Consider the following 15,228-nt stretch of genomic DNA (forward strand, 5'->3'; position numbering starts at 1 on the left):
AAAGTCTGAACAATAGAAAAGGTACGATTCTTAAATCATTCGGAAACTGAAATACTTTTCAATTCAGTAAATGGGATGCGATGAACTTCACCTTCCGTTTCACTGATAAAAAGAATATTCTCCACTTGATCGATTTTTCGAATAAATCCCTTTGCCTCCACCGTATCGTTTCCTATCCAGTAATGTACAATCACCGACAAATGCCGCTCTATCGCTGTAGCTATTTCATAATTCCATTCTTCTAACTGCTGCTCATCCGGCTCTGCCTTATTCACTTCATTTTCCTGCTCCTGCTGCAGCTGCCGCAGTTGCTGCACATGTTCTGGCAGCATCATCGCCGTCCATTTTATCCGCCCGCGATCGCGAATCATATGATCGACTTCCTTTCTAATTTTAATTTGTAGAATGATATAGAAAACGAGGTGTTTATATGCCGATCGACACAACCGTCTTCATCCTAACCATCCTATTCGCGCTTATCATCGGCGCTTTCATCCTCCGCTTCATCGTCCGGAGCACGATTGATTCTTCAATGCTTATGAAAAAGGTAGAAGAGGTGGAGGCTGAAATCGCCGAATTAAAAAGCGAATTGTGCGAACGGAAATAAGCTCTTCATTCATGAGAACAAATTATTTATAATGCCCGCCAATCAATTTAGAACGATGGACGGCAGTTCCTGCATCCGTATAGGATACTGCTCGCAAAACAGCGGCAGTGCCGTATTTTCTGCGTAAGCCATCCATCGCCTCTCCCAATTGGCGCTTTCTCCATTTGTCTTCTTCAAATAGGCTGAGCTGCATAGCATATTCATTTTCCAAATTGGATAAGCTAATCGCAATACGCCGCACCGGACGTCCGTCATGGAATTCATTGAACAGCTCCTTGCATAATCGAAAAATAACCATCGTGTCATTTGTTGCTGCATGCAGGGAGCGTGAACGTCCAAAGCCTCCTCCCAACGAATGCTTCGAATAGCCGATGGACAAATGGACCGTCCTTCCTGCTTTGCCTGCCTCTCTTGCTCTCATGGCAACGTCTTCACACATTTCAAGCAGGACAGCGAAAACATCTTCCGGTTTGGTGTAATCTCTATAAAGAATTTGTCCTTTACCATAGCTTACTTGCCCTTCGACAATCGGAGGGATGCCGACATCAGACAAATCAATGCCATGCGCATGGTAATATAATTGATTGCCCATAATGCCAAATTTTTTCTCTAACTGCTCAAGTGACGCATGAAGCTAAGTCACCGACTGAAAAAATGCCCATATTATTAAGCCTGCGTTCCACTTTGCTGCCGATTCCCCACATACGGCTTAACGGGGCAACTGGCCACAATTTTTTCGGCACATCTTCATATGTCCACCGAGCAAAGCCGCTTTTTTTCGCTTCAAGATCAAGCGCCAACTTCGCCATTAGCATATTCGGCCCCATGCCGCATGCCGATCTCAACTGAAACTGTTTAAAAAGCTCTTCCTGCATTCTTCTTGCCGTTTCCTCGGCAGGTCCCCATAATTGCTCAGTACCGCCCAGATCGACAAAGCTTTCATCAATTCTGTTGTCAAGTAGTTGTATATTATTTGTATTCTAAAGAGCGTTTTTCGGATTTTTGAACTCGATTGGGCAGTTGTTGTGCTCCAGAGAACACTACTGAAAGAAAAAGTATTTTAGAACTCATGGAAAATATATAACCTATAGCCGATCTTAGGGACATCGAACACACGGACAATTCTACCGACATTTATAACGGAAGAGCGTTAAGATAGCGTAACTGTCGATAACCGAGAATAAAATTGCAAATTATAAAAGGCTATGGAATTTTTTCATTCCATAGCCTTTTGCCAGCAGGCGATAACCATTAAAGATAAAGGGTTCCGCAGCGTTCAATCCGATTACCCAATGATATTCACTTTCGGTTCATACTCACTTAATACTTCAATCACATATTCAGATGTTATATAGACGTGATGTTCAACATTGGGGACATGTTCGCTTCCCAGCATCGCTATGCCATCATACCATTCAAGGAAATCAGAACTCTCCATTTTGTAAAAACTAGTATAATTGTCTGTCTGGTGTTTATTTTGTGCCTCCCTTACAAGATCTAGTAAGTCTTGTCTATCTCGTTCTGCGACCAAACGCATAGACCATATATATGAACCATTTATATATTGATCATAAATAACTTCATATATTTTTCCTGATAAATTAGAAAATCTTAATGTCAATCCTTTTTGTAAATTCATATCATAGAAATCCATACCATCAATAGTACCTGGGCATAGATCCCATGCATGTAAAACCCTCTTATCTATGAAATTCAACTCCCAACTTTATTATTAATCATAGTACCTTATTTTGTCTTTTCCAAACTCTAAAGTCCATGGTCTTAAAAGGTCGTCAGTACTACGATGTATATTAAAGGTACCAGCGGGAGTTGTTTTTAAATATATTACTTCTCCCTTACTATTCGTTGTTCTAATAGTTGTTCCTCCGCTAATGCTGTTTATGTCCTTTAAAGCATTGTTAAGTCCACCTCTGTTTGAATATATGCTTATACCTGTATTTGTGGTCTTAACAAAAGCCGCTTTTCCTTTGATTCCACCCCATTCTAGCTGTATAGTTTCGATTAACTTAGCATTCATTGCTTCAAAATCTTCGTCTGGTATTAAAACATTCAAATTCTCATTGGTATTCACGGTTTGAGATTGAATTTCGTTTGCCAAAACGGAAGGCGACATAACTAGCAGCATTAATAGACTAAGAATTGTTACAAATGTTTTTCTCATTCTAATCACTCCTTTTCTGTAATATATACACCATACGACATGGAATTTGAATTGTAAATATATTCCACGAAAAGGCATATTGAGAAAATTCATTGGGTAAATAGTCCAGTTACCAAGTGTTTTAACTAAACAATATCTTGAAAACTTGATGCATTAGCATTCTAAGTTGGGATAATTCCTTAAATAAAAGTAATTTTTCAATAATTATTATCATGAAAGATAAACCCAAAAAACACATTCACTCTTCGTTCTTTTTTTATAGAAAAACCGCTCCTCCAATATTTGTAGCTAAAGTTTTGTTATATAGGAATAGACTCAAGAAGTATTTGTAGTTTTTTGTTGATTCAGTATAATTAAATAGGTAGTTACAAGGGCTCAATATAATAACGAGGGGGTGTTAAATATGAGATATATGACAGTTGATAGAGCTAGAGAAGAAATTGACCGACTGCAGCAATATGTTGATTTAGTTGAATCATATGAAGCCGACACCTTAGAAAAATTTATCATCAAAAAGTATGCCCTAACCGGCAACTTGGAAAAAACATTGGATTTGGTTCACAGCTTTGGATTCGGTATGCTTTATGGGGTTTGTCTATCCTCAATTGGGGCATTCTTTGTATCAGGATAAGCTATGGGAAAAACATTAGATTCCGTATTTCAATATGATATGAAGAACAACAACATCGTTGGTATGATTGGCATATGAATGCGTACCGTCGGTAGAGAAGCTGATTGTATCATATTGACTCAAAATATATGCCTCACCATTAACATTAATGGTAATTGTGCCAGACATGACAGTTGCAATTTCAGTTGTATTATGATGATGCTTTTCCGGATGGTAGGTGCTATTAGGCTGTAAATAAGCACGGTACATTTCCGTATCATTATTTGTATTTTGAAAAATCGGCTCAATTGCCCAGTTATTTTCGTCTCCAACAATTCTTAACCCTTCACCGGCCCGCGACAGATTCACATTACTTTCAGTTGAGAAGAATGCCATGAGTGGTATGGATAAGCTTTTTGAGATTTACCATAACATCGCTACTGTTGGATTTGTTTCTCCGCGTTCTATATTTCCTAACGTTAGCTTACTTACACCCGATAATTCCGATAAATCTTCGAGACTTAAACGCTTTTCTTTACGTAGTTTTTTTAGTACAGCCCCAACTTGTAAAACAATTTGTTTTGGATCATCAGTTTCTAAATTCATTTAAAACCACCCTTTGCATTGTCATAGGTAAAATAATTATCAGTGTTTTACGTATTATAGTGGATAAAATAATAATGAACAAACCAAATTATATATTATAATATGCAAAACCGATAGTTGTATCTATTAAAATATGCCTTTCGAAACGATTTTTACTGTAGGGCTACCTGTTACGAATTCGAAATTCCTAACAAATGCCTCTGATTTAACGGCTTATGATTATTAAATTCTTTTTCATAAATACTTTTTCAAAACCCTCTGGTGATTCCTGCTTTATAAGTGGTGTTGGATCAGCCATGGTCTAAATTTCTTTTCGGATTCCTCCCCAAAATTCCCAAGCCATTGCAAAAAAATAGGATGGTGATTTCCATACTTTACATATTTAATACTCCTTGACTATAGAACAGAAGTTCGCATATCATAAAGGAACAAGAAAGGTGGTTTTTATGCATCCTATTCGTGATAGAGGGATTATAAAATGGCAAAGTGCAATGCTATTGCCTGAGCATATAAAAAAGTTAAAGGATTTTTACCAAGAGGTATATAAAGTTCAAAAGCCCATTTTAGATGAACAACAATTATCTGAACTTGATGTCCTTGTACGAGATGCAATGGAATATAATACTCCACTTCACTTTATATTTTTTGAAGATGGCGAGCTCATAAAACTTAAAGGATATATCAGTTTTATCGATATGATTGGTAAACAATATCGTATAAGGGATTTTCACAACATAAACCACTTTATAGCTTTCCACAAAATCATAAAAATCACTAAGGAATAGTTGGGAGGAAATTAATATGGACTACTCACAATTTCCCGCTCGAGACATTGCTATCGTTGATATGAAGAGTTTTTATGCTTCAATTGAGTGTGTCAGAAGAAATTTAAATCCCTTAACCGATTATTTAGCCGTTGCCGGTAATACACAACGTAACGGTTCTGTCATCCTTGCTGCCACCAAGAAGTTTAAGGAAATGGGTATCAAAACAGGGAGTCGTCTGTATGATATCCCTGAAGAATTTCGTAAATATGTAGTTTCCCCAAATATGCAATTATATATCGATGTGTCGGTGAATATTACACGACTGCTTAATCAGTATGTGCCAATTGATGATATATTTGTTTATTCAATTGACGAACAATTTATCGACCTCACTAGTTGCTCCTCTTTATACACCCCTTACGAAGCTATAACTGACATAAAACAAGCCATTTTCAATAGCTTCGGTCTTCCCTCGGCCTGGGGCCTGGGCGACAATCCTTTTTTAGCTAAAGTGGCCTTAGATATATATGCGAAGAAAGAACCCTCTGGTATAGCGGAAATTCGATATTCCGATGTACCGAATAAACTATGGACGATCGAGAATCTGGCTGATGTGTGGGGCATTGGGAATCGAACAAAAGAAAACCTGGCCAGACTGGGAATTAAAAGCTTATATGAAATAGCTCATTACCCTGTCGGAAAATTGGAGAAACGTTTTGGCATCATAGGTCGTGAGTGGTTTTTACATTCTTGGGGTATAGATACTAGCGTCTTTAATGGATTATTCATTCCTTACAACTCTGTTGGCTCTAATATGGGCAAACTCTCCAAAACAAAGGGATATGGTCGCGGTCAAACGCTTTTAAGGGACTATACCATTGTGGAAGCTAAGACAATTCTTTTAGAACTTTGCGAAGAAACCATGCGACAAGTTCGATTACACAAGTTTGTAGGCAAAACGGTATCTATCACTGTAAACTATAGCCGTGATGTAGCCGTTGATGGGTTCAATCGCTCAATGACTGTTCAGGAGCCGTTCAATGAAACCTTGAAGATGTATAATATAGCTTTAACAATTTATCAACGTTTTATTGAAAACTACCCAATCAGGTATATAAGCGTTCGTCTAACAAATCTTTCTAAAGATACAGACACATTTCAAATGTCACTATTTGATCCTAATGGCTTCCGTAAGAAAAAACTAGGTTTTGTCATGGATGCAATTCGAGAAAAGCATGGTTCTGCTTCTCTTGTACGCGCATGCTCTCTCACCTCTGCCGGTACTACTGTGGAAAGATCAAGATTAGTGGGAGGACATCAAGCTAATGAGCATTCATAATACGTTGTATTCGCTATTGATAAATTTTTCATGATACAGTAAACAGCCATTTACATAGGCAAGCGTTAAACAATGCACTTCAACTCAAATGGGTATTGTTTGAAGCTTGCCTAAATAATTATTGTTTATTATCCCCATGTTCCTGCGGCATCTATAAAGCTATTGCTTCCTAAATCACTTTGTTATACTCCTTCCATCCAACGTTTGAATGTTGGTTCCACTATTCTGAAGTTCATCCCATTTCTGTACTTCACATCATCACAGCCTTATTATTTTAAGGCAAACGAAAAGCACTCACCTCAATAGATAAGTGCCTACAATACAACTCCACTGCCCCTTTTGTAGATGAAAAAATAGTGCCATATTAGCAGCTTAACGATTTTCAACTAAGCACCCGTTAGCCATCCATGCAGCAAAAAACGCTGCACCACAGAGGATGAAAATTGTTTCAGAACGGGTATAGATGGCTGGCGAAGAAGGTCGATCAACTATGGTGCTATTGAGCCCATCTGTTAGTCTGACTCCAACGACCACGGTGCAGCACAGACTGTCGCACTCTATACGACTAGCACTCATGAGATATTAGTCTTACTCTGGTTATTGCACCAGCCTGCCTTTATTCTAAGAAGAATTGAGTTGGTTCCTAATTTAACTTTTTACTTAATATATTCATTCTGAAGGCTCAGCATTTTGTTAAAAAAACTTTTTCTGAGTCTCTTTTGTTATGCAATTTTGTAGATATTGATCATTTTTTAATTTTCATGGGAGTTGAAGAAGAAAAGTGAAGCTTATTCAACAATCGTGCCCGACTGTTTGAAGACAAACTTAAACAAATTAGGCATATTATGACTTTATCTTACTTATTTTTTATCGTATCTCTTTTCTCGACCGACGAGCGATAACGTTCGGGAAGCATCTCGTAGTTGATATTTGAATCGTAAAAGACATTATTAACATTGGCCTCCTCCTAAAAAGAACATACGTTTCCTTATAGTATATGCGGAACTTCTGCTCATATACAATGTTTTATATTGGAAATTAGGAGAATGGCGTCCAGTCAATTACATGAAAAAAGGTTATATATTTTTCGGAATCGGACATCATACATCATGTAAGTGAAATTATATTTCATTTAACGATAAAACGAAGGAGTGTTGAACGTGACAGAACGTCAAAACAGGGAAAATCAACGCAATCGGGACAACAACGAGCGCAACAACGAACGCAATAAAGACCAGAACCCGAATAACATCGAGTTTGCGGATGATTTCTTCGAGGACATCCCGAATAGAGACAATAACCGCAACGACAATACGAACCGTAACAGAAACAACCGTAAATAACAAAAAGAACCCGTGTCGCAGAAAAGCGACACGGGTTCTTTTACAAATATTGCCTTACACCATTTTTAAAAGCGCTTCTTCCCCGGTCATCCCCACTTGAATTCCGCACTGCTCCGCTTCGTACGTGACGGACTCCAAAGGCGCTTTCAACAATTGGTCAATCGTTTTGACGCCGACCGCCCGACCTGCAATAATTTTACGATCGGCCAACACATCATTCAATAACCCCACATCTAAAGCACCACACATGATATATCCTTTTTCATTTGATACTGTTAATAAAGTAGTCTTCGGCAAACTTACAGAAACGGCCGTAAACGGATGTCCTTCAATTATAATTGGTGACAATGTAATCAAATCACTCTCCCCCTTTCCATTCTATACATATGCAAAAGCATCAGAATGGGAACGCTTGGCGCCAATTCAATAGCCAACTTCGGTATAATGAACAACAGAAGGACAGGAAAAGGAGGAAGTGATGTTCTGTTGATGCAAAATCAGAAAGAAAAAAATAAAGATCCCGATGTTGAATCCGATGAAAATTTGACGGAAGAGGAATGGAATGAGCTCGTGTTAGAGGCGCAGCGGGAAGCTTTGCAGAAACAGCCCGAAACGGAGGTTAAAAAACACCCGTATCGCTGGATCATTTATCTTATAGCAGTCGTATTGGCAAGCAGCACATTTGCAGGTCTCCTCCAAATATATTCGATTCCCGCGATCGATTTTTTACGTACATCCACCGCTTTGTCAAAGCAGCCAGATATTGCTGCCTATAAGGAAGCCGTCGTCGTCGTTGTAACAGAAGATGGCAAAGGAACCGGATTTGCCATTTCCGACGATGGTTTTATTCTAACGAATCGGCACGTCATCGAAGATAACGAATCCATCACGGTTGTCTTCCCTGAAGCTGGCCGTTTCACGGCATCACTGGTCAATACGTATCCGGCTATAGACCTTGCTGTACTAAAAATTGACGGTGAAAATCTTCCTTATTTGCCTCTGTCAAGGAATGCCGAGCTTGCGAAGGATGAATCCATTACTTTTATCGGCAATCCGTTGAGTTTTAAAGGCATTGCCAATGAAGGAACGATTATCGCGCCGACTCAATTAAAAGATTGGACGGACGAAGTGATCATGATTAAAGCACCCGTTTATAGAGGAAATAGCGGAAGCCCAGTATTAAATAATAATGGCGAAGTGATCGGTGTTATTTTTGCCACTTTAGACGACGAAACATATGGAAAAGTAGGCTTGTTCGTACCGATTGATCTTTATTTTTCATATCAATAGAGCTAGCAAAGTCTGATATTGTTTTAGCTGATCATGCAATAGCACATCGAGGAGATACTAATGTCATCAAGGTAGTGGCCGAAAGAGATTGTAAGAAAAAGAAATGAAGCTATTTAAAAAATGCGGGGCTGGATCGGTTCCGTATTTTTCTTCGGAGGCAAACCATTTTTATTTTAGCCTTAAATAATTTATACTGTTCAATAGGAACATATAAATAAATAGACAATTTGTTCCAAATGATGGAGGGAAATGATTTGAAAAAGGTACTATCGGCATTAATTGCAATTACAGTGATCATGTCACCAGTTGGAAGCATTGTGCTTGACGATCATGTTACTGTTGAAGCAAAAGGCTACAAATCAGGCAAGAAAAGCTTTAATACAAATCACAACAATAACTTCAATAAACAAAAAATGGAAAAGAAAAAAGAAGAACAAACACCCGTTAATAAATCTTCTAACACAAATTCCTCAAAAGGTGGTTTCTTCTCTGGCGGTCTAATGAAAGGCTTATTTGTCGGCGGGATTGCAGGTCTTCTATTTGGTAGCCTCTTCGCCAACATGGGTATGTTAGGCTCGATTTTAGGATTCGCCATTAATGTTTTGGCCATCTTGCTCATCATCAGCATCATACGCAAGATCTTTACAATGCTAAAAGATAAAAAAGACAAGCAGGATATGAACCCATGGCAGAATTCGTAATATCTGAACAGGACATAGTCAATGCGATTTGCATAGATCAAGCTCGCAAACATCAATTAGAGCCCGAGCAAGTCGAAGTCGAACTATTTTACGATGACGATGATGGATTTTCAGCAGAAGCGTTCTGCAACGGCCAAAAGCAGATTTTGAATTCATTTAACATGATCCAAGCAATTCGGCTTTGGATAGAAGAAGTTTTAGGGCAAGATCCTTACGCGGCAGGCATAAAGTTGCTATTAGACCGGGAAGAAGGCATTATTGCCTCGGTCCATTAAGAAAAATCGTCCGGCAATGAGAAAGCTGGACGGTTTTTTTATTCGATTCATACAAATGATGGAATGTAAAATTGAACGAAGAATTTTAGTGAAAAGAGGGATTGAATGGAAATTGTCTATTCAACAGAACGTCTCCATTTATGTGTTTTTAATAGCCGCTGCCTAAGTGCAATGTCCGAAGTATGGGGAAATGATGATGTAATGGGATTATGCAACGGCGCTATTCCACACGAAAAGCTGCCACTTATTATAGAAGCTTATGCAAATTGTCACCATGAGAATGGTCTATCTGTCTATGCTGTACAAGAAAAAACGAGCGGAAAAATAATTGGAGCTGCCGGATTCAATCTAACAGAGCATATGGATACAATAGAATTAATTTATCATTTCAACAGAACGTCTTGGGGGAAAGGATATGCGACCGAGGCTGCGGCAGCTTGCTTGGAGATTGCTAAAAATCATAGCGGAACACATCTTATTACCGCATCAGCCGATCCACAAAATCAAGCCTCCCGTAAAATCCTTAAAAATATCGGATTTACGGAAATGGGCACGAAATGGTTCACTGATACCGAACAGGAAGAACCGTATTATGAATTGATCGTTTCTCGTAAATAAAGGGACACCGGCAATTTCGTTGTTGCCGGTGCTACTATCTTTGCTCACTTTGAATAATTGCTTCCATTTCTTCTTTGCTAATCACTTTTTTAGGGAATTGGTCATACACCCCTTTTAGCTGAACATTTATCTCTTCAAGTTCTGTTCCTTCAAAAAAAGGATATTCATAATAGATTGCATGACTACCCGCCTGAATAACGATTTTTAAAAGCTGCAAAGCCTGTCTACCAGAGACATCTTCATCTGAGAAGATCGGCTCTTCGGGATATTGATTCGATTGATTGACGAAAAGATGGCCGGTTTCCCCTTTTACAAAGTGTTTATGTGCGAAATCTTGAAGCTCCTGTAAGTTTGTCGCTCGTTTCAAATTCATCACCCCTATCTTTTTTCTTTCCTTTTATTCCATAGCGCAAACAAAAAGTAGTATATAAAAAATGTTTATTTTGCAAAGATCGCAGAATTTATATAGGTTAAAGCTTCAATACCATATTTTGGTCGAAAACTTTTCTTGCAATGAAACGTCTATATAGGTTGAGGCTTGCTTGCCTATCTCTTTTAATGCTATGATCTTGCAAGCGAACAATAACAATAAAGCAACTGAAAAATCTACTTATTATAAAGGTGGTTTCTATGAGAAGGACAGATAAAAAGAAGAAAAGAGGTCGAAAGGCTATAAAGATTGCCTTAGCCCTTTTGCTTATTTGTATTGGGTTAGGTGTATATTATTGGGTAGATCAATATAAGCAAGGACAGTCCTTAGCAGAGGATAGTTCATTTAATAAGAAAGACAAGGATGAAAATGACATATTCGACGGGCCTGAACCGCAATATGGTGAAATAAATGTACTCTTATTAGGAACTGATGCCCGTAAAGACGAAGATGGCCGTTCCGATTCACTTATGATCGCACATTACAACCAAGACAAAAAAGAAGCAAAGCTTATTTCGATTATGCGGGACACTTATGTAGACATTCCTAACCACGGAAAACAAAAAATAAACGCTGCGTTTTCAATAGGAGGCCCAGAACTTGTTCGTCAGACAATTAAAGAAAACTTCGGCTTAGATGTCCATTATTACGCAATGGTCGATTTTAAAGGGTTCCCTAAGATAGTCGATATTATCGCCCCTAACGGAATTGAAGTGGACATCCCTTATCCGATGTCGCATGGAATCGGAATGACTTTACAGCCAGGCGTGCAAACTTTGCATGGCGATCAACTATTAGGTTATGTCCGTTTCAGATATGATTACAAAAACGACTTTGGCCGAGTTGAGCGGCAACAAGAAGTCCTCACTAAGCTAAAAGAAGAAGCGGTCAGCTTGCATAGTCTTATGAGTTTACCGAAACTGTTAGGCGCCGCGGATGGCTATATTGACACGAATTTAGACAAAATGACAATGCTATCGATCGCCAAAGGAATATTAGATAATAAGTCGCAAAAAATAGCTACATTACGTATTCCGATTGACAATTCATATGACGATCCCGATACGAATGTAGGACGGGTGTTGGATATCGATTTTGAAACAAATATTAAAGCGATTGAACAGTTTTTGGATGATTCAACAGATTTAGCAGATAAAAATGATAAAGAAAACGTTGAATAATAGACTGCATTAGAGTAAAAGATCCTTTCCCATGAAAATGCGAGAAAGGATCTTTTTATTTTTACGAGGCAGATGTTATTTTTTATTTTTCTGCTTTGCGAGTTTAGGATATTCATTTTCCCAAAAATCGGCATTTTTAATTCCCAATTTCTTAGGTTCAAAAACCGGATCAAGCCCTGCCTTTTTCTGCTGTTCATAATCTTTTAGTGCAATCAATGCAGGTTTAGCCAACATTAAAATAGCGATGACGTTCAACCAAACCATAATACCTAAGCCTACGTCTCCTAAAGCCCAAGCAATATCGACTGTTCGGATTGTACCCCAGAATGTCGTCACAAGAATGATCAATTTCAAAATGAGCATAGCCGTATCCGACTTTCGATTTCGGAATAAGTAAGCGATATTCGTTTCAGCGATATAGTAATAGGCCATAATTGTTGTAAAAGCGAAGAAGAAAAGAGCAATCGCAACGAAACCAGCACCAAAACCAGGTAAAATGCTATCTACTGCCGCTTGCGTATAACCTGGCCCTTGCTCTACAGTCGGAATGTTTTGAACGATGAAGCCTCCTCCATTATCTTCCGTATTATACATTCCTGTAAAAAGAATCATGAACGCTGTTGCGGAACAGACGAAAAGCGTGTCAATATAAACGGAAAATGATTGAACCAACCCTTGTTTGACAGGATGAGATACTTCTGCTGCAGCAGCTGCATGCGCTCCCGTGCCTTGTCCCGCTTCATTCGAGAAAATGCCTCGCTTCACACCCCACGAAATTGCCATACCGACAATCCCTCCAAATGCCGAGTCAAGCGCAAAGGCACTCTTGAAAATCAGGCTAATAACCCCTGGCAATTCCGTAATGTTCATTAATATAATGACAACTGAAAATAGAATATACCCCAATGCCATAAATGGAACTAAAATTTGAGCAGTATGGGCAATCCTTTTAACACCACCTAAAATGATAAACCCTAATAACAAAATGATGACAAGACCGGTAATCCAATTCGGAATATTAAATGCGTTATGCATACCTTCTGCAATTGAATAAGATTGGACCCCAGGCATTAAAACAGCCATAGCGATCAGAGCTGCGATGGCAAACAACATGCCAAACCACTTCCAGCCTATCCCCTTCTCGATGAAATAAGCAGGGCCTCCACGGTATTGACCATCTTGATTCACTTTGTAAATTTGCGCCAAAGTCGATTCCACATAGGCACTGGCAGCACCGATGAAGGCAATCGCCCACATCCAAAAGACGGCTCCAGGCCCCCCATAGTAGATAGCAGTAGCGACCCCTGCAATGTTTCCTGTGCCGACTCGTCCAGATAATGCAATGGAAAGCGCTTGAAATGAAGAAATTCCTGCATCCGACCCTTTCCCTTTAAACATGAGACGCACCATTTCCTTAATATGGCGAACTTGTAACCCCCTTGTTAAGACTGTGAATAGCAAGCCTACTCCTAATAAAAAATAAATGACCGGTGTACTCCAAAGCACATTATTTAAGCCATCCACAAAAGCTTGCAAACTTATCCCCCCATTCTTTTCATTTACAATATGATAGAACAATTTTGGTTATACATTTCCCGAATAAGAAGAGAATAATCATAATCTTTGATGTACAGCAATAAAAAACCGCCTTGCATTTTTTGCAAGACGGATTTATATTATTTCGTTGTAATATCGGTAATTTGGTAATAGCCTTCTTCATCAATAATCACATTATATTCTTTTTGTTCCTCATGCATTGTTGACTTTTTCTTACCTTCAATCACTTTCACCGTCTCGTACGTCGTTACTATCGCATATTCTTCTTTCTCGTCAATTTTCACATCAGTCACTTCACTAGATTCAAAACTGATGATGATATCTTTTCCGTTAACCTCATCAATATGGTCATATAATTCATCATAAAGGTCGCTATCGATCAGCACCATATCTTCAATCCAATAGAAATCCTCGTAATAGAGCGCCATTTCATAATATCTCCTAAAATCGAGAATGAACGCTTCTAAAGAAGATTCATCGAAATAATAGTTATAAACTTCATCATCGAAATACGTATTCGCAGCATTATCATCTATAAAAGATTCGTAAAGATCAAACAGCTTGCTAATTTCCCGATCGGTCATCGGTTTTTCGACCCAAGAGTCGACAATATCAATCATACTATAAGCAGGAATTGAAAATGCAAAGTTGTTCTGGTTTGTATAAAGTAGTGAATTAATGCCGATTACTTTTCCTGTTTTCGCATCCAATAGTGGACCGCCACTGCTGCCTTGATCGATTTGCGCATCGACTTGATAAAGGTTTTTATAAGTAAAGCCAAAATCAATATCTCGACCTATTCCTGTTAAATAACCAATTGAAGCAGAGTTTTCAAACCCTTGTGGGCTTCCTAATGCGATGACTTCCAAACCGATGTCGGACTCTTCCAAGTCAATCGGTAACGGTTGCTCGCTGCGATAATCTTCTGCCTGAATGAGAGCAATATCAAATTCATCGGAAATGCCAATTAGTTTGCCAAGAGAATCTTCCCCTTTGGAATTTCGGACGATAACATTCGAATAGCCCGCAACGACATGGGCGTTCGTAATGATATAACCGCCTTCCCGATATAGAAATCCAGACCCCATACTGTCTTCTGTATATATAGTAAAGACCTTCGGCATCGCTTCTTTGATGACAAGTGTTTTATCCTTTGATTGTTTCAATTCATTATTATCTAACTGAGCTGCTGTTTCTACTGTATTGAATGAATCATCATTATGAGAAACTTCATTTTCTATCATTGCTTGCTCGCTATCAGCCGGCGATAATACAAATGAAATCAGGCTGTAAACACCTATGCAAAACGCTACAAAAGCTGCTACAGAAGCGCCGGAAGCAATCCATATCCATTTCCGCCGACTATTTTTATGCTCAGCTTTCAATTGAGCGCCACAATTGCTGCAAAATTTACCTTCCTCATTCTGTTGACCACATTTGCGGCAAATCATTCCATCACCTCACCTCAAGATTCCCATCTTTCGTTCCATGATTTTCTATATACTATAGTTAGTATACTATATGTTGCCGCTTCGTTGCCTTCGAATACTTAAGGATGATTTGTTTGGATTATCCCTTCATAGGTCTTTTCTATTACGGTTTAAGACACTAAGTAATAACGTAAATATGAATAGATACATCGCCCTAAAAGTAAGAGCATTTTAGTTACACGTACACGGCATGACAATATGAGAAAACGCATTTATCTGAATGAGCGGTTCG

The 15,228-nt window shown here is 38.6% G+C and carries 19 protein-coding genes and 1 pseudogene; 10 read left to right on the forward strand and 10 right to left on the reverse strand.

What is annotated here, in order from left to right:
- Positions 1-35 precede the first annotated feature (35 nt).
- Entirely contained in the window at positions 36-371 is a 336-nt protein-coding gene (locus tag ACFQ38_RS04225; RefSeq protein WP_336823917.1) for a YolD-like family protein, read from the reverse strand.
- A gap of 59 nt (positions 372-430) precedes the next feature.
- Between ACFQ38_RS04225 and ACFQ38_RS04230 the strand changes: the two genes are divergently transcribed.
- A complete protein-coding gene (locus tag ACFQ38_RS04230; protein ID WP_381479857.1) occupies positions 431-607 on the forward strand; it encodes a hypothetical protein in 177 nt (58 codons plus the stop codon).
- Positions 608-629: 22 nt separating this feature from the next.
- On the opposite strand, the pseudogene ACFQ38_RS04235 reads toward ACFQ38_RS04230, so the two are convergent.
- The 3 genes and pseudogenes from ACFQ38_RS04235 to ACFQ38_RS04245 form a co-directional block, all read right to left on the reverse strand.
- Positions 630-1,554, reverse strand: a pseudogene (locus tag ACFQ38_RS04235) (DinB/UmuC family translesion DNA polymerase); the annotation flags it as partial.
- A gap of 338 nt (positions 1,555-1,892) precedes the next feature.
- Entirely contained in the window at positions 1,893-2,246 is a 354-nt protein-coding gene (locus tag ACFQ38_RS04240) for a hypothetical protein (protein ID WP_336823915.1), read from the reverse strand.
- A gap of 93 nt (positions 2,247-2,339) precedes the next feature.
- Positions 2,340-2,789: a hypothetical protein gene (locus tag ACFQ38_RS04245; protein ID WP_381479858.1), complete on the reverse strand. Its 450-nt coding sequence runs from the start codon at positions 2,787-2,789 to the stop codon at positions 2,340-2,342.
- Between the two features lie 403 nt (positions 2,790-3,192).
- Here ACFQ38_RS04245 and ACFQ38_RS04250 point away from each other — a divergent pair, with 403 nt between their 5' ends.
- Complete coding sequence (locus tag ACFQ38_RS04250; RefSeq protein WP_336823913.1) at positions 3,193-3,420, forward strand: hypothetical protein; 228 nt, start codon at positions 3,193-3,195, stop codon at positions 3,418-3,420.
- A 15-nt stretch (positions 3,421-3,435) separates the two neighbouring features.
- Here the strand turns inward: ACFQ38_RS04250 and ACFQ38_RS04255 are convergent, their stop codons facing one another.
- Both ACFQ38_RS04255 and ACFQ38_RS04260 read right to left on the reverse strand, forming a co-directional pair.
- Complete coding sequence (locus ACFQ38_RS04255) at positions 3,436-3,768, reverse strand: cupin domain-containing protein (RefSeq protein ID WP_381479859.1); 333 nt, start codon at positions 3,766-3,768, stop codon at positions 3,436-3,438.
- Between the two features lie 54 nt (positions 3,769-3,822).
- Positions 3,823-4,005, reverse strand: coding sequence for a helix-turn-helix domain-containing protein (locus ACFQ38_RS04260; protein ID WP_336823911.1), 183 nt, complete (start codon positions 4,003-4,005; stop codon positions 3,823-3,825).
- Positions 4,006-4,451: 446 nt separating this feature from the next.
- On the opposite strand from ACFQ38_RS04260, the gene ACFQ38_RS04265 reads away from it, so the two are divergent.
- From ACFQ38_RS04265 to ACFQ38_RS04275, 3 genes are all read left to right on the forward strand, one after another.
- Positions 4,452-4,790: a YolD-like family protein gene (locus ACFQ38_RS04265; protein WP_336823910.1), complete on the forward strand. Its 339-nt coding sequence runs from the start codon at positions 4,452-4,454 to the stop codon at positions 4,788-4,790.
- A gap of 16 nt (positions 4,791-4,806) precedes the next feature.
- A complete protein-coding gene (locus tag ACFQ38_RS04270; RefSeq protein WP_381479860.1) occupies positions 4,807-6,111 on the forward strand; it encodes a Y-family DNA polymerase in 1,305 nt (434 codons plus the stop codon).
- Positions 6,112-7,271: 1,160 nt separating this feature from the next.
- Positions 7,272-7,454 carry a hypothetical protein gene (locus tag ACFQ38_RS04275; protein WP_336823260.1) on the forward strand — a complete coding sequence of 61 codons (183 nt, stop codon included), beginning with the start codon at positions 7,272-7,274 and terminating at the stop codon, positions 7,452-7,454.
- A 54-nt stretch (positions 7,455-7,508) separates the two neighbouring features.
- Here the strand turns inward: ACFQ38_RS04275 and ACFQ38_RS04280 are convergent, their stop codons facing one another.
- Positions 7,509-7,811, reverse strand: a complete 303-nt coding sequence (locus tag ACFQ38_RS04280) for a YunC family protein (RefSeq protein WP_336823259.1) — start codon at positions 7,809-7,811, stop codon at positions 7,509-7,511.
- Between the two features lie 132 nt (positions 7,812-7,943).
- On the opposite strand from ACFQ38_RS04280, the gene ACFQ38_RS04285 reads away from it, so the two are divergent.
- The 4 genes from ACFQ38_RS04285 to ACFQ38_RS04300 all read left to right on the forward strand — a co-directional run bounded on the left by ACFQ38_RS04285 (position 7,944) and on the right by ACFQ38_RS04300 (position 10,338).
- Positions 7,944-8,744: a S1C family serine protease gene (locus ACFQ38_RS04285; RefSeq protein WP_336823264.1), complete on the forward strand. Its 801-nt coding sequence runs from the start codon at positions 7,944-7,946 to the stop codon at positions 8,742-8,744.
- A 254-nt stretch (positions 8,745-8,998) separates the two neighbouring features.
- Positions 8,999-9,445: a hypothetical protein gene (locus ACFQ38_RS04290; RefSeq protein WP_336823258.1), complete on the forward strand. Its 447-nt coding sequence runs from the start codon at positions 8,999-9,001 to the stop codon at positions 9,443-9,445.
- On the forward strand, positions 9,430-9,720 hold the full coding sequence (locus ACFQ38_RS04295) for a YxcD family protein (RefSeq protein WP_381479861.1): 291 nt from the start codon (positions 9,430-9,432) through the stop codon (positions 9,718-9,720). Before ACFQ38_RS04290 ends, ACFQ38_RS04295 begins: the two co-directional genes overlap by 16 nt.
- A 105-nt stretch (positions 9,721-9,825) precedes the next feature.
- The gene (locus tag ACFQ38_RS04300) at positions 9,826-10,338 is read left to right on the forward strand and encodes a GNAT family N-acetyltransferase (RefSeq protein WP_381479862.1); all 513 of its coding nucleotides are present in this window, start codon (positions 9,826-9,828) and stop codon (positions 10,336-10,338) included.
- 34 nt (positions 10,339-10,372) lie between these two features.
- Here the strand turns inward: ACFQ38_RS04300 and ACFQ38_RS04305 are convergent, their stop codons facing one another.
- Complete coding sequence (locus tag ACFQ38_RS04305; RefSeq protein ID WP_381479863.1) at positions 10,373-10,705, reverse strand: hypothetical protein; 333 nt, start codon at positions 10,703-10,705, stop codon at positions 10,373-10,375.
- Between the two features lie 263 nt (positions 10,706-10,968).
- Here ACFQ38_RS04305 and ACFQ38_RS04310 point away from each other — a divergent pair, with 263 nt between their 5' ends.
- The gene (locus tag ACFQ38_RS04310; protein WP_381479865.1) at positions 10,969-11,949 is read left to right on the forward strand and encodes an LCP family protein; all 981 of its coding nucleotides are present in this window, start codon (positions 10,969-10,971) and stop codon (positions 11,947-11,949) included.
- A 75-nt stretch (positions 11,950-12,024) separates the two neighbouring features.
- Here ACFQ38_RS04310 and ACFQ38_RS04315 read toward each other — a convergent pair whose 3' ends face one another.
- Positions 12,025-13,485, reverse strand: coding sequence for an alanine/glycine:cation symporter family protein (locus ACFQ38_RS04315; protein ID WP_336823253.1), 1,461 nt, complete (start codon positions 13,483-13,485; stop codon positions 12,025-12,027).
- A gap of 140 nt (positions 13,486-13,625) precedes the next feature.
- Complete coding sequence (locus tag ACFQ38_RS04320; RefSeq protein WP_381479867.1) at positions 13,626-14,957, reverse strand: trypsin-like peptidase domain-containing protein; 1,332 nt, start codon at positions 14,955-14,957, stop codon at positions 13,626-13,628.
- Positions 14,958-15,228 lie beyond the last annotated feature (271 nt).

The organism is Sporosarcina contaminans (assembly GCF_042679045.1).
Taxonomy (GTDB): Bacteria; Bacillota; Bacilli; order Bacillales_A; family Planococcaceae; genus Sporosarcina; species Sporosarcina contaminans.